The organism is Nocardia cerradoensis NBRC 101014 (assembly GCF_000308535.1).
GTDB classification, from domain to species: domain Bacteria; phylum Actinomycetota; class Actinomycetes; order Mycobacteriales; family Mycobacteriaceae; genus Nocardia; species Nocardia cerradoensis.
In genome coordinates this window covers 23,728-44,372 of sequence record NZ_BAFW01000384.1, presented here as the reverse complement: position 1 = coordinate 44,372, position 20,645 = coordinate 23,728, and the positions used below count along the sequence as shown (strand labels likewise).

Annotated in this window: 22 protein-coding genes; 3 read left to right on the top strand and 19 right to left on the bottom strand. The window is 68.5% G+C overall.

The features are described from left to right. The 14 genes from hypD to ON23_RS34005 all read right to left on the bottom strand — a co-directional run. The coding region (gene hypD / locus ON23_RS34065; protein WP_039783738.1) for a hydrogenase formation protein HypD at positions 1–592 on the bottom strand (592 nt) is incomplete at its 3' end. After that, positions 589–924, bottom strand: a complete 336-nt coding sequence (locus ON23_RS34060; RefSeq protein WP_039783760.1) for a HypC/HybG/HupF family hydrogenase formation chaperone — start codon at positions 922–924, stop codon at positions 589–591. The genes hypD and ON23_RS34060, both read right to left, overlap by 4 nt. 20 nt (positions 925–944) lie before the next feature. Then, on the bottom strand, positions 945–3,239 hold the full coding sequence (gene hypF / locus ON23_RS34055; RefSeq protein ID WP_083904414.1) for a carbamoyltransferase HypF: 2,295 nt from the start codon (positions 3,237–3,239) through the stop codon (positions 945–947). Between the two features lie 116 nt (positions 3,240–3,355). Beyond that, on the bottom strand, positions 3,356–3,595 hold the full coding sequence (locus ON23_RS34050; RefSeq protein ID WP_039783756.1) for a HypC/HybG/HupF family hydrogenase formation chaperone: 240 nt from the start codon (positions 3,593–3,595) through the stop codon (positions 3,356–3,358). A 2-nt stretch (positions 3,596–3,597) separates the two neighbouring features. After that, entirely contained in the window at positions 3,598–4,074 is a 477-nt protein-coding gene (locus tag ON23_RS34045) for a hydrogenase maturation protease (protein ID WP_039783737.1), read from the bottom strand. Further along, complete coding sequence (locus ON23_RS39930; RefSeq protein ID WP_086007056.1) at positions 4,071–4,190, bottom strand: DUF6893 family small protein; 120 nt, start codon at positions 4,188–4,190, stop codon at positions 4,071–4,073. Before ON23_RS39930 ends, ON23_RS34045 begins: the two co-directional genes overlap by 4 nt. 26 nt (positions 4,191–4,216) lie before the next feature. After that, a complete protein-coding gene (locus tag ON23_RS34040) occupies positions 4,217–5,545 on the bottom strand; it encodes a hypothetical protein (RefSeq protein ID WP_039783736.1) in 1,329 nt (442 codons plus the stop codon). After that, positions 5,542–6,189 carry a DUF6084 family protein gene (locus ON23_RS34035; RefSeq protein ID WP_039783734.1) on the bottom strand — a complete coding sequence of 216 codons (648 nt, stop codon included), beginning with the start codon at positions 6,187–6,189 and terminating at the stop codon, positions 5,542–5,544. The genes ON23_RS34040 and ON23_RS34035 overlap by 4 nt, the downstream gene beginning before the upstream one ends. Further along, a complete protein-coding gene (locus ON23_RS34030; protein ID WP_039783732.1) occupies positions 6,186–6,827 on the bottom strand; it encodes a DUF5947 family protein in 642 nt (213 codons plus the stop codon). The genes ON23_RS34035 and ON23_RS34030 overlap by 4 nt, the downstream gene beginning before the upstream one ends. Beyond that, positions 6,824–7,651, bottom strand: coding sequence for a NifU family protein (locus tag ON23_RS34025; RefSeq protein ID WP_051043736.1), 828 nt, complete (start codon positions 7,649–7,651; stop codon positions 6,824–6,826). Before ON23_RS34025 ends, ON23_RS34030 begins: the two co-directional genes overlap by 4 nt. 105 nt (positions 7,652–7,756) lie before the next feature. After that, a complete protein-coding gene (locus ON23_RS34020) occupies positions 7,757–9,553 on the bottom strand; it encodes a nickel-dependent hydrogenase large subunit (RefSeq protein WP_039783729.1) in 1,797 nt (598 codons plus the stop codon). A 12-nt stretch (positions 9,554–9,565) separates the two neighbouring features. Continuing rightward, the gene (locus ON23_RS34015; protein ID WP_039783727.1) at positions 9,566–10,621 is read right to left on the bottom strand and encodes an NADH-quinone oxidoreductase subunit B family protein; all 1,056 of its coding nucleotides are present in this window, start codon (positions 10,619–10,621) and stop codon (positions 9,566–9,568) included. 82 nt (positions 10,622–10,703) lie between these two features. Then, positions 10,704–11,729, bottom strand: a complete 1,026-nt coding sequence (gene hypB, locus ON23_RS34010; protein ID WP_051043735.1) for a hydrogenase nickel incorporation protein HypB — start codon at positions 11,727–11,729, stop codon at positions 10,704–10,706. Next, complete coding sequence (locus ON23_RS34005) at positions 11,684–12,061, bottom strand: hydrogenase maturation nickel metallochaperone HypA/HybF (protein WP_039783725.1); 378 nt, start codon at positions 12,059–12,061, stop codon at positions 11,684–11,686. Before ON23_RS34005 ends, hypB begins: the two co-directional genes overlap by 46 nt. 247 nt (positions 12,062–12,308) lie before the next feature. On the opposite strand from ON23_RS34005, the gene ON23_RS34000 reads away from it, so the two are divergent. Beyond that, on the top strand, positions 12,309–13,052 hold the full coding sequence (locus ON23_RS34000) for a patatin-like phospholipase family protein (protein ID WP_039783724.1): 744 nt from the start codon (positions 12,309–12,311) through the stop codon (positions 13,050–13,052). Positions 13,053–13,073: 21 nt separating this feature from the next. On the opposite strand, the gene ON23_RS33995 is transcribed toward ON23_RS34000, so the two are convergent. Both ON23_RS33995 and ON23_RS33990 read right to left on the bottom strand, forming a co-directional pair. Continuing rightward, the gene (locus tag ON23_RS33995; protein WP_039783752.1) at positions 13,074–13,691 is read right to left on the bottom strand and encodes a DUF1345 domain-containing protein; all 618 of its coding nucleotides are present in this window, start codon (positions 13,689–13,691) and stop codon (positions 13,074–13,076) included. 163 nt (positions 13,692–13,854) lie between these two features. Next, positions 13,855–14,994, bottom strand: coding sequence for an acyl-CoA dehydrogenase family protein (locus ON23_RS33990; protein ID WP_039783723.1), 1,140 nt, complete (start codon positions 14,992–14,994; stop codon positions 13,855–13,857). Between the two features lie 99 nt (positions 14,995–15,093). On the opposite strand from ON23_RS33990, the gene ON23_RS33985 reads away from it, so the two are divergent. Further along, on the top strand, positions 15,094–15,678 hold the full coding sequence (locus ON23_RS33985) for a TetR/AcrR family transcriptional regulator (protein WP_039783721.1): 585 nt from the start codon (positions 15,094–15,096) through the stop codon (positions 15,676–15,678). Here the strand turns inward: ON23_RS33985 and ON23_RS33980 are convergent. Further along, positions 15,669–16,280 (bottom strand): TetR/AcrR family transcriptional regulator, encoded by a 612-nt coding sequence (locus ON23_RS33980; RefSeq protein ID WP_039783719.1) that lies wholly within the window; start codon positions 16,278–16,280, stop codon positions 15,669–15,671. The genes ON23_RS33985 and ON23_RS33980 overlap by 10 nt on opposite strands. Positions 16,281–16,379: 99 nt before the next feature. Between ON23_RS33980 and ON23_RS33975 the strand changes: the two genes are divergently transcribed. After that, the gene (locus ON23_RS33975; RefSeq protein ID WP_039783717.1) at positions 16,380–17,723 is read left to right on the top strand and encodes a cytochrome P450; all 1,344 of its coding nucleotides are present in this window, start codon (positions 16,380–16,382) and stop codon (positions 17,721–17,723) included. Positions 17,724–17,729: 6 nt separating this feature from the next. Here ON23_RS33975 and ON23_RS33970 read toward each other — a convergent pair whose 3' ends face one another. Then, positions 17,730–19,931: an acyl-CoA dehydrogenase family protein gene (locus ON23_RS33970; protein ID WP_039783715.1), complete on the bottom strand. Its 2,202-nt coding sequence runs from the start codon at positions 19,929–19,931 to the stop codon at positions 17,730–17,732. Positions 19,932–20,017: 86 nt separating this feature from the next. After that, complete coding sequence (locus tag ON23_RS33965) at positions 20,018–20,527, bottom strand: DUF2231 domain-containing protein (protein ID WP_051043732.1); 510 nt, start codon at positions 20,525–20,527, stop codon at positions 20,018–20,020. Positions 20,528–20,645 lie beyond the last annotated feature (118 nt).

The following is a 20,645-nucleotide window of genomic DNA, read 5'->3' as shown; positions in this document are numbered from 1 at the left end:
CCGCGCACACGTGCCCGGCGGCCAGGAACGCCTGCACCCGGCAGTCCGGCGATTCCATGATCGCGGCGATCGCCGGCGGGACCAGCACGTGCGAGACCAGCAGCGAGAAGTTCTCGATGCCCAGGCGCCGGGCCTGATACACCGTCATGGCGTTGGCGGGGGCGGTGGTCTCGAAGCCGATCCCGAAGAACACCACCTGCCGGTCGGGATTCTGCTTCGCGAGGGTGAGCGCGTCCAGCGGCGAATACACCACGCGCACGTCGCCGCCCTCGCTCTTGATCCGGAACAGGTCCTTGGAACTGCCCGGCACGCGCAGCATGTCGCCGAAGGAGCAGAAGATGACCTCCGGGCGGGCGGCGATCTCGAGCGCCTTGTCGATAATCTCCAGCGGTGTGACGCAGACCGGGCAGCCGGGGCCGTGGATCATCTCGATCGTATCCGGCAGCAGCTGGTCGATGCCGTGACGGATGATCGAATGCGTCTGTCCGCCACAGACTTCCATGATCGACCAGCGTCGCGTGGACTCGGTCCGGATGCGGTCGAGCAGGCGCTGGGCCAGGTCGGGATTGCTGAATTCGTCCAGGTATTTCATCGGTTCACCTCGTCGTCGGGAGCGGGCTCCGACGGTGCGCCGGAGGTCGGATCGGGAAGGCCGGACTGCCGGGCGGCGATGGCGAAACCGTCGCCGAATTCCTCGTTCAGTACACCGAGATGCTCGAATTCGGCCAGGGTGGCCAGCGCCGATTCCTCGTCGAGCCGCTGAATGGCGAATCCGACGTGCACGACGACGTAGTCGCCGACCGCGGCATCCGGAATGTATTGCAGGCATACGTCTTTGTGGACACCGCCGAAGTCGACCACCGACATCAGCGTGCCGTCGCGCTCGTACAGGTCGAGCACCTTCCCCGGGACTGCCAGGCACATGATCGGTTCCTTCCTTTCGCTCATCGAGCCCCGGCGGCGAGCAGCTGCCCGAATGCCAGGCCGCCGTCGTTGGGTGGCACTCTGTGATGAGTGATGACCTGAAAGCCCTCGTCCCGCAGCCGGTTTCGCGAGAGCGAGAGCAGCAGCGCGTTCTGGAACACGCCACCGGACAGAGCCACCGGCACACCCGGTTCACCGAATCGGCGCGCCAGTGCGACGACGAGTTCGGCGACCGCGGCGTGGAAGCGCGCGCCGACGAGATCCGCACCGGCGCCTGCCGCGAGGTCGGCGAGCACCGCGGCCAGTACCGGAGCCGGATCCATCCGCACGGCCCCGTCTGGATCCGCAGCGCCGAGCGCGAATCGGTAGCCGTGCCCGGGGTCCGCGTCCCGCGAGCGGGCCTCCAGTTCGATGGCGGCCTGCGCCTCGTAGTCCACCACGTGGCGCACACCGGCCAGCGACGCCACCGCGTCGAACAGCCGCCCCATGCTCGAGGTCGGGACGCAGCCCAGGCCGGTGCCGAGTTGGTGGGCGAGAACCCGGCGCTCGGCGGGCGGGCAGGCCGCGACCGAGGCGATGGACTCCTCCCACGCGATGCCGGCGGCGTGCAGATGAGCCAGCGCCATCCGGTAGGGCCGGTGCACACTGGCGTCACCGCCCGGTAGGGGGACGTAGTCCAGATGTGCCAGGCGGCGGAAACCCTTGTAGCCGGCGGCGAGCACCTCACCGCCCCAGATCGCGCCGTCTGGCCCGAAACCCGTTCCATCGAAAGCGATTCCGAGGACGGTCGACGATCCGGGCAGGCCGTGCTCCCCCATCACCGCCGCGATGTGGGCGTGATGATGCTGCACGCTGTGTACCGGCCGCCCGGCCGCGGCGCGCCGCGCCCAGGCGCTGGACCGGTAGCCGGGATGGGCGTCGACCGCCAGCTGCGCCGGGCGCACGCCCGTCAGTTCCTCCAGATGACGTTCGGCGGCGCCGAAGGCGCGCAGCGTCGCGAGATCGTCCATATCGCCGATGTGCTGACTCAGCCACGCATACCGGCCCTCGGCGACCGCGCAGGTGTTCTTCACATCCGCGCCGACCGCGAGGACGGGCGCCGACTCCTGCGGCAACGCCAGCGGCAGCGGCGCGTACCCCCGGGAGCGCCGGATCGGTAGTTCGATGCCGTCGACGAGCCGGACCACCGAATCGTCGCAGGGCACCAGGATGCGGCGGTCGTGGTCCAGCACGGCGTCGGCCAGCTCCGGCAGACGTCGCGCGGCGTCCTCGTCGGTGTAGCACAGGGGTTCGCCGCCGAGATTGGCCGACGTCATCACCAGCGCGAGCGGTCCGGGCGGGTCGCCGGGCAGTCCGAACAGCAGCAGATGCAGCGGGGTGTAGGCCAGCATCACCCCGAGCTCGCGAAGCCCCGGCGCCACCGATTCCGCTACTGCTCGCTCACCGCGCGGCAGCAGCACGATCGGCCGCTGTGGCCCGCTCAGCACCGCCGCGGCGGCCGCGTCGACCCGCGCGAGGGTGCGGGCCGCGGCGAGATCGGCGACCATGACGGCGAAGGGTTTCGCGCCGCGCCGTTTGCGGGCGCGCAGCCGCGTCACCGCCCTCTCGTCGTCGGCGGCGCAGGCCAGGTGATAGCCGCCGATGCCCTTGACCGCCACGATTGCGCCCGCGCGCAACATCTTTCGCGCGGCGGCCACCGGGTCACCGGTTCCGGGACCGGAGAAGCGCAGGGTGGGCCCGCAGTCGGGGCAGGCGATCGGCTGAGCGTGGAAACGACGGTCGGCGGGATCGTGATACTCGCGCGCGCAGTGCTCGCACATCGCGAAATCGGCCATCGAGGTCCGCTCACGGTCGTAGGGCAGACTCGCGATGATCGTGAAGCGCGGGCCGCAATTGGTGCAGGTGACGAACGGATGCCGATAGCGGCGGTCGGCCGGATCGGCCAGCTCCCGCGCACAGTCGGCGCAGATCGCCACATCGGGCGAGGCCAGGGTGCGACCGCCGCCGTGGGTCGTGCCGGCGATATGGAATCCGGTGCCGCCGCGCACCGGAAGATCGGTGCGCTCGACGGAGTCGACCACCGCCAGCGGTGGCGGACGGCGGCGCACCCGATCGATGAATTCGGCCAGCGCCCGCGGTGTTCCCTCGATGTCGACGATCACCCCGTCGCTGTCGTTGCCGACACTGCCGGTCAACGCGAGTTCGGCGGCGGTGCTGTAGACGAAGGGCCGGAACCCGACACCCTGCACCACACCGCGCACCACCAACCGGCAACGAACGCGGCCGCCGCCGGTTACCGCCGCTTCGGTATCCACTGCTCGGCCCGCCTCGGTGCCTGCCGTTCGGCCCGCCTCGGTATCCACCGCTCGGCCCGCCTCGGTGCCCACCGCTCGGCCCGCCTCGGTGCCCGCTACTCGGCCCGCCTCGGTACTCACGGTTCGCCTCGGCTCAGCAGTCGCAGTCCGGCGAGCGCCTCGCGGGCGCCCGCCTCGTCGGTGCGCTCGACGGCGAGGCCCATGTGGATGATCACCCAGTCCCCCGGTACCACCGGATCGTCTTCCAGCAGGCCGATATTCACCTTGCGCTCGGCGCCGGAGACGTCGACCAGCGCCAGCTGTCCGCCGTAGCCGTCGACGATCTCCACGACCCGGCCCGGAATTCCGAGGCACACGATCACACCTCCGTTCGCGACATCCGCAGCTGCGCGACCACCCGCGCCACGGTCGCGGCGCCCTCGTCGACGGCGGCCGCCACCGGTGCGGACAGGCCGATTCCCTCATCGGTCGACAACACCTGACAGCCGACGACCACGGTGGGCGGCACCACCCCGCCGAGCGCCCGGACCCCGGCGAACACCGCCGCCGGATCCATTCCGTGGGCGTCCAGACCGGCCGGCGCCTCCTGGCCGGGTTCGGCGCGCATCACCTCGATGCGCCCCGCCGCGCCCCGATTCGGGACGGCGTCGACGAGGACCAGCGCATCCCAGGCATCGAGCAGGTCGTAGGCCAGATGCATGCCGCGGATGCCGTAGTCGACCACCCGCACGTCCTCGTCGCGGTCCGGCGGTATCCGCCGCACCACCTCGGAGCCGAATCCGTCGTCGCCGAGAAAGATGTTGCCGATCCCGGCGACCAGCACCCGGCTGCTCACATCCGCCGCATTCGCAGGTAGCGGCGCATATCCGGAATCGAGCGGATTCCGATCAGCGCCGCGACGACGACCGCCGCCGCGACGACTCCCGTCGCCACCATTCCCACCGTCTCCATGACATCCGTCCTTTCCTCCGGCCGCGCTACTCGCCCGGTCCGTCCAGCGGCTCCAGTTCGTCGGGATCGAAATACAGGTAACGCCCGTACCATTCGTGCAGATCGGCTCCGGGATCGTCGGCGATGACCACACCGACGTGGGTGCGGCCGTCGACGTCGGCGTGCACCGAGGTGACCCGCGCCTCGCGGCCGTCGAAGAACATGTCGTGGATATCGGCGCGCCGGGCCGGATGCAGCCGCACCCGGCTGCCCTTGCGCACCAGCGTCCCGGCGATGGGCACGGCATCCGAATCCGGCCGCACCGCGCCGTCGGCGACCGGATCCCACCAGTCGATCCCGGGCGGGATCTCCGGCACCAGCCGGTTCTCCCCGGCGCCCGGGTCGCGCAGCACGCCGTGCAGTCGCGCCATCTGCTCGGCGGTCATCGCGTCACAGCTGTCCACGATGCGGGCCGCGCGCGGATCGGTGGCGCGCGCGGCCGCCTTCTCCTCGTCGGTCATGGCCATGACGCGCAGGGTGAGGATTTCGTCGATCTCGGTGGCGTCGTAGAGCGATTCCTGGCTCTGCTCGGCGATTTCGGGATGGTCGTAGAGGATGATGGGCGAGATCAGCATCAGGCCGCGGTCGCCACGCGGCCCGGCCAGCACCGGGAAGCAGCGATGCTGGACGCACCGCGCCACGGCGGATTCGGCCTCCGGCGGCGGTTCCAGCAGCGAGACGAATTCCGCGCCGGTGGCCTCGGCGATCACGTGCGCACCGAGCATCGAGCGGGTCAGGGCGTCGCGGCGGTCGGCCGCCGGCTCCCCGGTGTTTCGCACCGTCACACTCAGGATCGGATGGTCGCCCTCGGTCGCGACGGCCAGCTCGAATTCGCCGCGCACCGGGCGGCGGGTGCGCACGATGCTCGCGGGCCCGGTCGCCGGATCGGCGAGAGGTTCGGTCTCGCGACCTCCCGGAATCTCGAACGGCACAGTCATGGCGACCGGGGCGCACGGCCCGACGGTGATCTCCCGTTCGACGGCCTCGTCCCAATCGGGCCAGGTGTCACCCGCGGCGGTCGTCTCCGCGACGGGGGTACCGTCCGCGTCGTGCACACCGCGATGCTGCAGTTGCAGGAATCGCAGCGTGAACCGCAGGACCGGGTCACCGTCCGGGGCCATCGGCATCTGCCCGGTGAGTTCGGATTCCTCGCCCAGTCCGGACGCGTGCGCACCGAGGGGACCGAGGACGCCGAATTGCCAGCGGCACCGGTTCTTTCGCGCGTCGGCACGATACGGATAGAGCAGATAGCCCTCGTAGAGCACCGCGTCGGCGACCGCGCGGGCTCGTTCTCGGCTCGATCGCGCGGTACTCACGCCGACTCCTGCGCGCCCGCGAGCAACCTGGCGACCGTCTCGTCGAAGCCGAGCAGACCGTGCTCGCCCTTGTAGGCCGCGAGCGCGGCCAGGGTGTCCTCGTGCAGCCGCAGCCAGCCCGCGCCCGGGAAGTGCGCCGCCATCAGCTCCCGCCACACCGAGATCGGCATCCGGTAGCGGTCGTCGCGATCCCAGGGGATCTGCTGCACCGCGAAACCGTTACTGCCGCGGATGAAGACGGTCCCGCTGAACAGGAACAGCAGCGGCACCTCACCGTCGCGCAACGCGTGCAGATACTTCGATCCCGCGACCTCGAGGTCGTAGGTGCACGGCATCGGCAGATCCACTTCCGCACCGCCGGAGAAGCCGGGAACCGTGGTGGCGCAGTGCATCCAGAGAAACGAGCGCTGGGTGTGGTCCCAGCGGTCGCGGGGGCCGAACAGATCCAGCAGTCCCGCGCTCTCGGCGTCGGTGTAGGACCGGCGGTTCGGCTCGATGCGCACCTGGGCGCGCAGCGCGATGGCGTGCACGGGTTCGTCACCGACGGAGGCGATTCCGATCCGCGCGGACAGGATCGGAGTGACCGTGTACGGTTCGGGCTTCATGCCGAGCACCGCGAAGGTGGTGGCGTAGGCGGGGCTCACGGCGCCTCCCCCGCATCGTATGCCCGGGCCCGCGCCGTCGTCTCGGCGAAGAATCGCGCCACATAGTCGCGCACATCCCCGCCGCCGTCGAAACCGCGCCACAGCAAACGGATCCGGCCCACGAACTCGTAGCAGGCATCGATCGGCAGCAGCAGGCAGCGTGCCGCGGCGGCGTCGCGCTCGGGAACCTGGATCAGCAGTGCCTCGACATCGTCGGCGAGATCGCCGAATTCCGGATGCGATTCGGTGAATGCGCGCCAATTATCCAGGGGCAGTTCGGATTCGGTGGCCCCGGCCGGTCCCGGATAGAACGCGACGGTGCGCCCGGCCGACGAACTGTGGAAGAAGAAGGCCAGCCCGACCGGAATCTCGAGGCCGTCCCATTCCGGCAGGCTCATCCGGAAGTCCGGGAATGAGACGTACCGCTGCGGCACCGCCCGGTAGCGCAGTGCCGCGGCCTGATCGGTGAACAGCAGATAGCAACCCCGGCACACGCACAACATGTGCCGGCTCGCGGTGTCGACGACGTGCTGATGCGTCGCGCCGATATCCTCCGCGCACATCTCGCACCGCTCCCCCGCCGGCGCCGCAGGGCGTTCGGCGGCGAGGCGCCGCAGTGCGCGCACGGTCGGATTCATCCGCCCACCTCCACCGGAATCGCCACCGACAGTTCGCCGTCGCGCACCAGCACCGGCAGCGGCTCGAGATGTCCGCCCCCGTCGAGGCGGGCACCGTGGTGGACGACGTCGAAATGGGCGCGGCACCCGGGGCAGCGCAGCACCGGGTCGCCGTCGATCCCGCGGTGCAGAACCGCGCCGGCCAGTGTCCGGTCACAGTTCGGGCAGTGATCGCGGTAGACGTAGATCTCGTCGCCGACCCGGCAGGCGAGTACCGTCAGCCCGCCGAGGGCGAAGCCGCCGACCTCACCGGCGGCCAGATCCGCCAATTCCGGTGCGCCGATCCAGTTTCCGCCGGATCGCACGTGTGCGAACAGCGTCTCCGGGGCGAACACCGCGCTGTCGGCGGCCGCCTCCGCGGCGACCACTTCGATCGCGGTGATCTCCGGTGCGGCCGCGCGCACGGCGTCCTCCACCGCCAGTTCCAAGGTCACCGAGGACGACGGGCAACTGCGGCAGCTTCCGGTCAACTCCAGCCGGACCACCGCCTCCGCGGTGACCTCGAGCAAGCGCACATCGCCGCCGTGCGATCCCAGATACGGCCGCACGCTGTCGAGCGCGCCGGCGACCCGCGTCGCCACGTCGTGCGGATGCAGCCCGTGCACCAGCAGCAGGCTGGCGACCAGATCGTCGGCGAGCAGTCGTTGCACCGTGGCCTCGTCGAGGACGGCGAGGATGCGCCGCAGTCCCGCGCCGTACAGATCGACCACCTCGCCGACCAGCGCCTCGGCCCGCTCCCGGGCCGCCGCCCCACCCGCGGAACTCGCATCGAGCAGTGTCTCGATGCGATCACCCGCGCTGCGCCACCGGTCGTCGCCGACCGTCGCCGCGGACTCACCGTCAGGACGCGTGGATACCGCCTCCTCCTGCCGCCGGGACCGGATCTCCGGTTATTCGGCGGTCGATATCTGTGCCGGTGAATGCACCAGGTCCAGGGTCGTGCCCTTCCCGAGGTACATGTGCACACCGCAGGGCAGACAGGGATCGAAGCTGCGCACCGTGCGCATGATGTCGATGCCCTTGAAATGTTCGCGGTCGTTCTCCTCGAAGATCGGCTGACCCTGCACCGCGTCCTCGTAGGGACCCGGCGTGCCGAAGCTGTCGCGCGGATTGGCATTCCACGGCGTCGGCGGATACGGATGGTAGTTCGCGATCTTGCCGTCGCGGATCACCATGTGATGCGACAGCACACCGCGCACGGCCTCGGTGAAACCGCAGCCGATCCCCTCGTCCGGCACGTCGAAGTGCTCCCACGTCTTGGTCCGGCCGGCCCGGATCTCCGTGAGCGCCTTCTCGGCGAAATGCAGTGCGCACGCCGCCGCGTAGGCCTGGAAGTAGGTGCGGGCACGATCGCGTTCGATGGTGTTGCTGCCGTACTCCGGAATCTTCCATTCCAGTTCGACCGGCCCCTTCAAGGCGGTCTTGGGCAGGTTGATCTGCACGCTGTGCCCGGTCGAACGGATGTAGCCGATGTCGACCAGCCCGGCCAGCGCCGTCGACCACAACCGGGCCAGCGGTCCGCCGCCGGTGTCGAGGGCCAGGTGGTCCTTGCCGTCGAACCAGCGCGGTGACATCACCCAGCTGTACTTGTCGTCGAGGTCGCGCTTCTGCGGCTTCGGATTGGTGTGCTGATTCCACGGATGGCGCCGGTCCACCGGATTGCCCAGCGGATCGGTCTTCACGAACATCTCCTGATCGGTCCAGTCGTCGTAATACGAACTGCCCAAAAGGATTCGGATGCCGAGATTGATATCGAGCAGCGAGGTGGTGACGAGTTTGCCGTCCACCACCACCCCCGGCGTCACGAACATCCGCCGGCCCCAGTCCTCCATATCCTTGTATTCGAAATTGCAGACCTCCGGATCCTGGAACGAACCCCAGCAGCCCAGCAGCGTGCGCCGCAGGCCGACCCGCTCGTATCCGGGCACCGCGGTGTAGAAGAAGTCGAACAGGTCGTCGTGCATCGGCACGACCTTCTTCATGAATTCGACGTAGCGCATCAGTCGCGACATGTAGTCGGTCATCAACTGGACCGTGGCGACGGTGCCGACGCCGCCGGGATACAGCGTCGAGGGATGCACGTGCCGGCCTTCCATGAGGCAGAACATCTCTCGGGTATACCGGCTCACCTGTAGCGCCTCGCGATAGAACTCGCCGGTGAAGGGATTGAGCGCTTCCATGATGTCGCCGATGGTGCGATAGCCGTGCATCGCGGCGTGCGGCGCCTCGGCCTTGCGGGCGGCGTCGAGGACGCTCGGATTGGTCTCGGCGACCATCTTCTCGCAGAAGTCCACCCCGACCAGATTCTCCTGGAAGATGTTGTGGTCGAACATGTATTCCGCGGCCTCGCCGAGATTGACGATCCACTCGCCCAGATGCGGCGGCTTCACGCCGTAGGCCATGTTCTGGCAGTAGCACGAACAGGTGGCGTGGTTGTCACCGCAGATTCCGCAGATGCGGCTGGTGATGAAGTGCGCATCCCGCGGATCCTTGCCGCGCATGAATATCGAATAGCCACGGAAGATGGACGACGTGCTGTGGCACTCGACCACTTCCCGGTTCTCGAAATCGATTTTCGTATAGATACCGAGGCTGCCCACGATCCGGGTGATCGGATCCCACGCCATTTCGACGAGCGAATCCGGCTCGATCTTCTTGTGCGACGCCTCCGGGATGATCTGTGTCATCGCGAGATTCTCCTACCAGGTGCGAGTCGCGCCCGTATCGAGTTTCTCCCCCCGGTGCCGCCAGTGCGGCTCCTTGTCGACCGTGCGGCCGGTGATGTGGCGCAGGCTGCGAATCACCGATCCGTACAGCCCGGACGCGGTGGACGAGATCTTCCCACCGGGCGGTTCGTCCATGAACGGCATGAATTTGTCCGGGAATCCCGGCATGGTGCAGCCGATGCAGATACCGCCGACGTTCGGGCACCCTCCGACGCCGTTGAGCCAACCACGTTTGGGCACATTGCATTTCACGACCGGGCCCCAGCACCCCAGCTTCACGATGCACTTCGGCGAGCCGTACTCCTCGGCGAAATCCCCTTGTTCGTAGTATCCGGCGCGATCGCAGCCTTCGTGCACGGTGGCACCGAACAGCCATTTCGGACGCAGCGCTTCGTCGAGCGGAATCATCGGCGCCTGGCCGGTGGCCATGTAGAGCAGATAGGTCAGGGTCTCGGAGAGATTGTCCGGCTGAATCGGGCATCCGGGGACGCAGACGATCGGAATATCGGCCTTGGATTTCCAACCCCAGCCGAGATAATCCGGAACTCCCATCGCTCCAGTCGGGTTACCGGCCATCGCGTGAATGCCGCCGTAGGTGGCGCAGGTGCCGGCCGCCACGATCGCGGTGGCCTTGGGCGCCAGCCGGTCGAGCCATTCACTGGTGGTCATCGGCTGATTCGTCTCCGGGTTGTTGCCGAAACCGCACCAGTAACCATCGCCGTGCAATTGCTCGTTCGGGATCGAACCTTCGACCACCAGAACGAAGGGTTCGAGTTCACCGCGGTCGGCCTTGAAGAACCATTCGAGGAAGTCGTCGGCTCCCCCGTTCGGACCGCATTCGAAATCGATCAGCGGCCAATGTACGGCGATCTTGGGCAGGCCGGGAAGCGCTCCGAGAGCGATTTCCTCGACACTGGGCTGGGTGGCGGCAGTCAACGCCACCGAATCGCCGTCACAACTGAGGCCCGCGTTGATCCACAGGACGTGTATCAGCGTCTCTTCGGCCCGAACTGCTTCCTGGGTTGGCATGAATGCCGCCTTCCCGAGCCGGGCGGGGGCTGGCCGATCCGGCTCGAAGCCGTCTCAATCTGTGATACAGACCACACAAATATTAGTCTCGCGGCAAATGAACCTCAATGGGTGCGGCAGCTACCGACGAGCGTTGCCCGGCGAGCCAGCCGTACCAGTCGCCGAGGCCCGCCCCGCTCGTCGCGGACACCGGGAGCACCGTCACCCCGGAATTGATCGTCCGCACGTAACGCGTACAGGTGGCGAGATCGAAGTCGACATAGGGCAGCAGGTCGATCTTGTTGATCAGCACTAGGCCGGCCGCGGCGAACATGTGGGGATACTTCAACGGCTTGTCGGTTCCCTCGGTCACCGAGACGATGACGACTTTCGCGCGCTCGCCGAGGTCGAACAGGGCCGGGCACACCAGATTGCCGACGTTCTCGATCAGGACCACGCTCTCGCGCGCCGGATGCAGTGATTCGAGCGCGCCGCGAGTCATCTGCGCGTCGAGATGACACCCGGCGCCGGTGTTGATCTGCACCACGGGGCAGCCGGTGGATTCGATCCGCCGCGCGTCCAGCAGGGTCTCCTGATCGCCCTCGATGACCGCGATCGGCATGCCCGGGCATTCCCGGATGGTGCGTTCGAGCAGCGTCGTCTTGCCCGCGCCCGGCGAGCTGGTGAGGTTCAGGGCGAGGATGTCCCGCTCGGCCAGCCAGCGCCGATTGTCTTGTGCCAGTTGGCCGTTCTTGGCCAGGACCTTCTGTTCCAGAGTGACGGTCTCGGTCGGCGGACCGCTGTGCCCGTGCCGTTGGGGGTCGTCCGGCGGGTGCTCGTCTGCGTGGTGGTCATGGGCGTCATGCGCGTGCCCGTCGCCATGGTCATTCGTGTGCCCGTCACCATGGTCGTGCGCGTCCCGGCGGCGGTGGTCATGCGCGTGCCCGTCGCCGTGACCTTGCGCGTCCCCGTCGCCGCGCCCGTGCGTGTGACCGGCGTGATCGTGCGCGTCCCCGACGCCATGGTCGTGCGTGTCGCCGTGATCGTGATCGTGCGGATGGTCGTGTTCGTGCGGACCGGTGATCACCGCCTGGGTGTCGTCGCCGCCGCATCCACAGGTTGCGCACATGTGTCACTCACCTCCATGGAGCGGATTCGCAGCTCCCGCCCGGCGCGGATGTCGACGTCGGCGCTGCCGCACGCGCACAGCGGGATCAGATCCGGCAGACCGAATTCGGCGCCGCAGGTGCGGCAGCGCGCCCGGCCCGGAATTTCCTCGACGACGAGTTCGGCGCCCTCGGCGAGAGTGCCTTCGGCCGCGAGGCCGAAACAGAAGTACAGGGCATCCGGCACCACCGCGCAGAGCATCCCGATCGCAACGGTCACGCGGTACACCCGCCGCCCGGCAGCGTGTTCACACGCGCCGCTCACGATCCCCTGCGCGATTGCCAGCTCGTGCATGAGTTGTCTCGATTCATCGAGAGGCCGATTCATCGAAGGCCGACCCACTCAGCGTACTCCGGCAAACTTCCCGCACAACCCGCTCTACCAGGACCATCGAGCCTCTCGACTACCCGATCCGCGCGGTGCCGAACACCCGGCGCCGCCTCCTCCGATCGCACCCGCCACACGCGGATCACCGACGGCACGCCGCCACCGCCCCGGGCGACGGGAGCACTGCCCTCGGGATCGCCGGTAGGCTCGGCGCGTGACTTCCGCTCTGCCGCCCAACGGTTTTCGGTCCGCGCTCGTGCTGGGCGGAGGTGGTCCGGTCGGCACCGTATGGACGGTCGGGCTGCTGGTCGGCCTGCGGGAAGCCGGGATCGACCTCGCGCAAGCCGACCGTGTCGTCGGCACCTCGGCCGGCGCGGTCGTCGCCGCGATACTCGCCGACGGCGGCGACGTCGCCCGCTTGCTCACCCCGCCCGAGCCGGGGCAGGAACCTGCCCCGCCCGTCCCCGCCGACGCCGCCGAACACGTCGCGCGAATGGACGCCCTGCTGGCGATGTCGCACTGGCCGGACCGCGATCTGGTCATCACGTCGGTCGACGCCGAATCCGGCGACCTGCGCGCGTGGACCCGAACCGAGGCGGCGTCCGTGGCGGAGGCGGTCGCGGCGAGCACGGCGGTGCCGGGAGTGTTCCCGCCGATCCCGATCGACGGCGGCCACTACGCCGACGGCGGCGTACGCTCCCCGATCAACGCCGACCTCGCGGCCGGCGCCGAGACGATCGTGATCCTGGAACCGGGCGCCCACCTCTACCCACGAGCCGACACCGACGACGAACTCGCCTTGGCCACAACGGTTTCCGTGTCCCCGGACGCCCAAGCCATCGCCGCCACAGGTGCGGACGTCTTCGCCCCGGCCGCCCTGCGCCCCGCCTACGAAGCGGGACTGCGCCAGAGCGCGGTCGCCGCCGCACGGTTGCGTGCGGTCTGGCTCGCGTCGTAGCCGGACGCGCGTGCGGCGTGATCACCGCCCGCCGGTCACCACCCCGACCGCGACTCCGATGACCGCGGCGTTGTAGAAGAAGCCGAGCACCGAATGCACCAGAACCTGTACGCGGATGTCCCGATGGTGGGTCTCGACATCGGAGACCGCGAAGGACACGCCGATGGTGAACGCGAAGTAGGCGAAATCCAGCAGATTCGGTTGCTCCGATCCCGGGAACGCCAGCGTGCGGTCCGGCAGCAGCGCGTAATAGGTCCGCGCATACTGTTCCGCGAAGCCAAGGTGCAGCAGAAACCAGGCCAGCAGGGCCGCGACGGCCGCAACGGCTTTCGCGGGTGCCCCGAATTTCTCGTCGACATTCGCGATCATCGATACGACCGCGACCAGCCCGACCGCACTGGCCAACCCGATCGCCAGCAGCGCCGCCCAGTCGCCCTGCACCTCGGCGAGCCATTCCTCGGGGTCGTCCTCGCGCCGGTTGCGCAGCAGCCGCACCGCCCAGATCACGACGTACACGGCCGCCAGAACGTCCCAGACCACGAGCCAGTCGTTCGGGTCGCCGGCCCACAACACGGCCAGCCCCACCACCACGAGCCCTGCCTCCATCGCCCGGCTGAGGATCACTTTCGGCCTGATCATGATCCGATCATCGTCGCACTCGGCGCTCGATTGCCGGAGGTGCCGTCGGGCGAGCACCGCGTCGCGATACGTCCTGCCGTCGCCGCGATTTTCAGACGCCGACGCCACCACCGTCATCCGACGGTTCTTCACCGGCCGGTAGCGCCGGCCGGGTCCGCGGTGGCTACTTCGCGAGCGAGCGGCTGATGACCAAGCGCTGAATCTGGTTGGTGCCCTCGAAGATCTGGGTGATCTTGGCTTCCCGCATGTACCGCTCGACGCGGAAGTCGCGGGTGTAGCCGTAGCCTCCGAAGACCTGCACCGCGTCGGTGGTCACCTTCATCGCGGCGTCGGTGGCGACGAGTTTGGCGACCGAGGCCTGCCGCGAATAGGGCAGTCCGGCATCACGGCGGCGCGCGGCGTCGAGGTAGGTGGCCCGTGCGGAGTCGACGGCGGCGGCCATGTCGGCGAGCAGGAAACCCAGCCCCTGATGATCGATGATCTTCTTGCCGAAGGTGCTGCGCTCTTTCGCATAGGCGACGGCCTCGTCGAGGGCGGCCTGCGCCAAACCTGTTGCCACGGCCGCGATTCCGAGACGACCGGAATCCAGTGCGCTCAAAGCGATTTGGAGTCCTTGCCCCTCGGCGCCGATCCGGCGTTCCGCGGACAGGTACGCGTCGTCGTAGTGGGCGGTGGTCGTCGGCACCGCGTGCAGGCCCATCTTCTCCTCGGGCTTGCCGAAACTCAGCCCCTCGAGGTCTTTCGGAACCAAGAAACACGAAATGCCGCGCGAGCCTTCACCGGTCCGCGCGAACACGTTGTAGAAATCGGCGACACCACCGTGGGTGATCCACGCCTTGGTGCCGTTGAGCCGATACCCGCCGTCGGCGGGCACGGCCCTGCACGCCACCGCCGCGGCATCCGATCCGGCTTGCGGCTCGGACAGGCTGTAGGCACCGATTGTCGTGCCGCCCAGCATCTCCGGTAGCCAGCGGCGTTGCTGTTCCTCGGTCCCGAACGCCATCAGCGGATGGCAGGCGAGGCTGTGCACGCTCACCGCGACCGCGACGGCCGCCCACCGCGCCGCGATCTCCTCGAGCACCTGCAGATATACCTCGTAGGGCTGACCACCACCGCCCCACTCCTGCGGATACGGCAGACTCAGCAACCCCGCCTCGCCGAGCGTGGCGAATACACCGCTCGGATACGACTCCGACCGCTCGTGCTCATCGACGATCGGCGCGAGCGCCTTGTCCGCGATGTCACGGGTGAGCTGGATCAGCTCGTGCGCCTCGTCGGTGGGCAGCAATCGATCGACAGCCACGACATCCTCCCTCTCGGCCACGCATGGCAGTACTCGGTTATCGGCTACAGTACTGTCCGCCGTACCGTACTGCAAGACTTGTTTGAGTACTATTCAGGCATGACGCAGACGACCCGCAGCGGTTTCGGCACCCGGCGGCGGACCGAACTGTTCGACGCGCTGGTCGACCTCTTCCTGACCGAGGGCTTCGCCCACCTCACCCTCGACGAGATCGCCGCGCGGCTGCGGTGTTCCAAGAGCACGCTCTACACACTTGCCGGCAGTAAGGAACAACTGGTCCGCGCCGCCACCGTGCACTTCTTCCGCCGCGCCACCGACGATGTCGAGCAGCGCATCGCCCCCACCACCGGCGCCCGCGAACGCATCATCGCCTACCTGTCGGCCGTCGGAGCTGTGCTCGGCGCCGCATCGCAGCAGTTCATGACCGACCTGGACGCCTTCGCACCGGCCCGGGAGGTGTACGAGCAGAACACCCGCCTCGCCGCGCGACGAGTCCGCGAACTCGTCGACGACGGCGTCGCGGCCGGCGAATTCCGGGAAGTCCACGCCGCTTTCGCCGCCGACCTCGCCGCGACCATGATGGTCCGCATCCAGCAGGGCGGCGTCCGTACCGAAACCGGCCTCGACGACGCCGACGCCTACCGCGAACTCGCGGCCATCCTCACCACCGGCATTCAGCGATAGAGACCGCGCAGCGCCCGGCACGCGGCCTCGACCATCTCCTCGGCGCTCACCTCGATGGCGCCGTCGAGCCAGGCGGTGACCAGTTCGGCCATACCGCCGATGAACAGGAGCCCGGAGGTTTCGTCGGCGGCCCGGCTGCGGCCGGAATCGCCGAGCCACGTTCGCACTTCGAGGGCCGACTCGTGCGCCAGATGCCGCAGCAATTCCGTACGGCGCCTGCGCAAATGCGGAAACGCCACCGATTCGACGATCGCGACCCGGCCCTTGCGCGGATCCTCGACCAGCAGCCGCACGAACGCACCGATCGATGCCCGCATGCGCGCTTCCGGATCGTCTCCGGCGGCCTCGGCGGCGCTGCGGCTGTTGTCCTCGATTTCGACGGCAATCCGGTTCAGGACGGCTTCGAGCAGGGCGTCGAGTCCGGTGAAACTCTCGTAGAAGTAGCGCTCGCTGAGTCCGGCCTCGGCGCAGACCGCGGTCATCGTCGTCCGGGTTCCGGCGTCGGCCCACACCGTGAGACCTGCGTCCAGCAGGCGCGACCGGCGTTCGGTGGCCCGTTCGGCGGCGGTCGCTCCGCGATAGACCCCTGATTGCACGGCCATGGCCCCAGCATGCCACAGCGACTTCGCATTCAAGGTTGACAGGACGTCCTTCCTGAATCAGGCTGTGACGTGAGCGGCATCACAGAGACGAGGTGTGCGATGACGGCCGACGCCCTGGAGACCAGGCCTCTTCCGACCCAGCGACGGGAGGATCGCGGCTATCCCGTGCTCGGGCAACTGCTGCAATACGCCCAGGACCCGCTCGCACTGTTCCAGCGGGAATGGGATCACTACGGGCCCGTCGCCCCGATGTATTCCCTCGGCCGGACCGCGGCCCTGCTGCTCGGTCCCGACGCCTGCGGGGAGGCGCTGCTGAACAAGGACGGAGCGCTGGCCAACGAGCCCGCCTGGTCGCGGCTGGTCGGCCCGTTCTTCCACGGCGGGCTCATGCTCATCGACTTCGACGAGCACAAGCGGCATCGGCGAATCATGCAGCAGGCGTTCACCCGTCCCCGTCTGCAGGCCTATACCGAGCGGCTGCATCCGGCGATCGAACAGGGTGTCGCGCACTGGGGCGAAAGCGAATCCTTCCCCGCGTACTGGAAACTCAAGCAGCTCACCCTCGATATCGCGGCCGACCTGTTCATGGGCGGCGCCGCGGACACCACACCGGCCGAGATGGACCGAATCAACCGGGCCTTCATCGCATGTGTGCAGGCCGCGGCCGGAATCGTGCGCGGTAACGTGCCGTTCACCCGCTGGGGTAAGGCCTACCGCGGCCGCAAGGTCCTCGAGGATTTTCTGCGCCACTACCTGCCCGCGAAACGTGCCGAACAGACCGACGACATCTTCTCGGTGCTGTGCCACATCGAAGACGAGGACGGCGCCCGCTTCAGCGACGACGACGTGGTCAACCACATGATCTTCCTGATGATGGCCGCCCACGACACCTCCACCATCACCACCTCGACGATCCTGCAGTATCTGGGACAGCATCCGGAATGGCAGCAACGGTGCCGCAGTGAGGCAGCGGCGCTGGGGCCGGCACCGTCGATGGCCGAACTCGAGCGTCTGGAATCCATCGATCTGGTGATGCGCGAGGCGCTGCGACTGCGCGCCCCGGTCCCGGTCCTGGTCCGCTACGCGGTGAAAGACACGGTGATCCACGGGGTTCGGATTCCGGCCGGCACCGATGTCGTCATCGGAATCCAGTTCACCCACCTGATGCCGCAGTACTGGACCGACCCGCACACCTTCGATCCCGACCGCTTCGGACCCGGACGCCGCGAGGACAAATCCCATCGCTTCGCGTGGGAGCCGTTCGGTGGCGGCGCGCACAAATGTATCGGCATGCATTTCGGCGGATTGGAAGTGAAGTCGATCATGCACCGCCTGCTGCGCGACTACCACTGGCGGGTGGACCCCGCCTACGTCCCGCCCCTGGATTACCACTCTCTGCCCTACCCCAAGGACGGCCTGCCCATCACCTTCGTCCGTAACTGAGCCCCGCTATTTCCGCGGCAACCCCATGACCAGGGTGGCGATGGTGTTGAGCTGGATTTCCAGGGTCCCGCCGCCGATCACCCAACTCGGGATGTCGAGTTCGTGCAGGACGACCTCGCAGTCCTTCTCGTTCAGCGCCGCGGCGGGGCCGATGAGTTCGAGAGCGGCGGCCGCGGCGTCGGTGTGCAGCATCGAGGCCGCGGCCTTGGAGATACTGGTGGCCGGGCCGATTCCGTGACCACCGAGGCGCCGGATGGTCTCGCGCAGATTCATCGCCGAGACGGCGGCGCCGCGCGCGCTGATCCGGCCCAGCACGCGCAGGGCGTTCTCACGGCTGCCCGCGTACTCCCCGCGTTCGATGATGCCGACGATGCGGGAGTCGTGTCCGGGGTCGCGGACGCCGCCGATGAAAAGTCGTTCCTGGGCAAGGGTTTCCAGCGTCAGCGCCCAGCCCTGCCCGACCTCGCCGAGGACCATGTCGTCTCCGACGAAGGCGTCGTCGAAGAACACCTCGTTGAATTCGGCCTGACCGCTGGACTGGGTGATGGGGCGGACCGTCACCCCCGCACCGTGCATATCGACCAGGAACATGGTCAGGCCGCGGTGGCGTTCGGCCTCGGGATCGGTGCGGGCCAGCAGCAGCCCCCAGTCGCAGCGATGGGCCAGCGTGGTCCAGATCTTCTGGCCGTTGAGCCGCCAGCCGTCGCCGTCCCTGGTGGCGCGCAGGCTCAGCGATGCCACATCCGACCCCGCTTCCGGTTCGCTCATCAGCTGACACCAGATCTCTTCGCCGCGCAGTGCCGGCGCGGCGAGCCGGGCGAGCTGTTCGGGGGTGCCGCGCTGCAGCACGATCGGCACCACCCACTGGCCGATTCCCATGGAGGGCTGCGCGATTGCGTGCCGGTCGTATTCGTCCTGCAGGATCAACTGTTCCAGCGGACCCGCCTCGATCCCCCACGGTTTCGGCATCGGCGGTGAGACCAGACCGGAGTCGGCGAGCAGCGTGCGGCGAGGACCGGTATTGGTGGCGTCGTGGTCACCGATCTTGCCGGGTGTCGGGTTGTCCAGGGCGGCGGCCCGATCCAGAATCTCCGACACCCAGGTGCGGAACGAGGAATCGGTTTCCGGCAGCGGCACCGCGAACGTGCGCGGACCACCGAGCGCGACTTCGCCGAGCCGGCGTTCCCAGCTCTCCGCGGAGCCGCCGAGACCGGCCAGGGACATGGCCCGCCGCCAGTACAGGTGCAGGTCGTGCTCCCAGGTGAAACCGATCGCGCCGTGCAGGCACAGGCATTCCACGGCCGCGTGCACGGCATTGCCGAGGGTGGTGAGCGCGGCACCGGCCGCGGCGTGCGTGCGCTGCGCCGGATCGTCGGCGAGACCGCGTACCGCGTCCCAGGCCGCCGAGGTGGCGAGTTCACTGGTGATCAGCAGTTGCGCGGCGCGGTGCTGCACGGCCTGAAAGGAACCGACGGGACGGCCGAACTGCTTGCGCGCCTTGATGTATTCGGTGGCCGTGTCCGAACACCAGCGGATCACCCCGGCGGCCTCGGCGGCCATGAACGCGGTGGCGACCGCCTCGGCGTAGCCGGTGTCGATGCCGGTGAGCTCGATTCCGGCGACATCGCGCAAGCGGACGACGGCGAGATCGCGGCCCAGATCCGACCCGGCACACGTCTCGATCTGCACGCCCGGGGCGTCACGTTCCACCAGGAACCACCGGATGCGGCCGCCGTCGGCCGCGGCCACCACCAGCACGTCGGCCGCGGCGGCGCCCAGCACCGGGCCGGTCTCACCGCTCGAGCCGGCCTCCGCGAACCGCACTCCGTGACCGGCGTCCACCGTCGCGCCGGTCCCGCCCTCGGCGAAACGCCGCAACGTATCACTCACCACCGCAACGGATTCCGCCGACGCGACGATGGCACTCGTGATCACGGAGGGCAGGAGTGGCCCGGGTAGCAGCGCCCGCCCGGATTCGGCGAGTACCACCGCCATCTCGTCGAGCGTTCCGCCCTGCCCGCCCTGCTCCTCCGGCAGATGCACACCGGGCAGCCCCAGCGCGACCAGGTCCGCCCAGAAGGTGGGCAGTTCGCCGGCGGCGAGCCGATCGGTGTGCTTGCGGGTGTATTCACGCGTGTGGTGGCGGTCGGCGAATCCGCTGACGGCCTGCGCCAGCGCCGCCTGATCCGCGGTCAGAGCTAGGGGCACGATCTCACTCCGCTCGGCGTCGATACGGTCCGAGTCCCGGCCCGGACACCCCGATTAGAACAGGTTGCATCGAATTGCGGAGCCGTTCACCGCGACGACGTGGCGCCCTGCGTCGCGGCGCGCGCGTGCGCGGGCCGCGTCGCCGCTCCGTGCCAGGCCGAACCCGCCCCGGATTCGCCGATGCGGTAGATCTGCACGGTCGCGGCCGCGCTCGCCGCGATCGCGACGACCGCCACCGCGCCCACCAGCAGGCGGGAGAGCCCGCGCTCACGGCTCTCCCGCACATGAACCACGGCGATCAGGCCCGCCGCGACGACCGACGCGACGGCGAAGTAGAGGAACGTGTCGCCGAGGTGGGTGTGGGTGCGCAGGTCGGGATTCGCACCGACCCGGCGCTCGAGCCATTCACCGGCCTCGGTGGTGATCGGAGTCAGGACGACGACCACCACAGCCAGCGACAGGTTCAGCCACACGAACCGCCGGCGCGCCGCCGGCCACAGCGCACACACGATGGTGAGCACGGCGGTCAACGGCACCAGGACCACCACGAAGTGAACCAGCAGAATATGAGCGGGCAGCCCATTGAGAGTCGACATCGAAGGACTTTCTGTCGGACGGACGGACGAACGCGCGCCAGCGTTCCACGACCATGCTGTGAAGCCGCTGAGCTGGGCACCTCGTGGTGAACATGACACCGTCGTCAACCGCATCGAT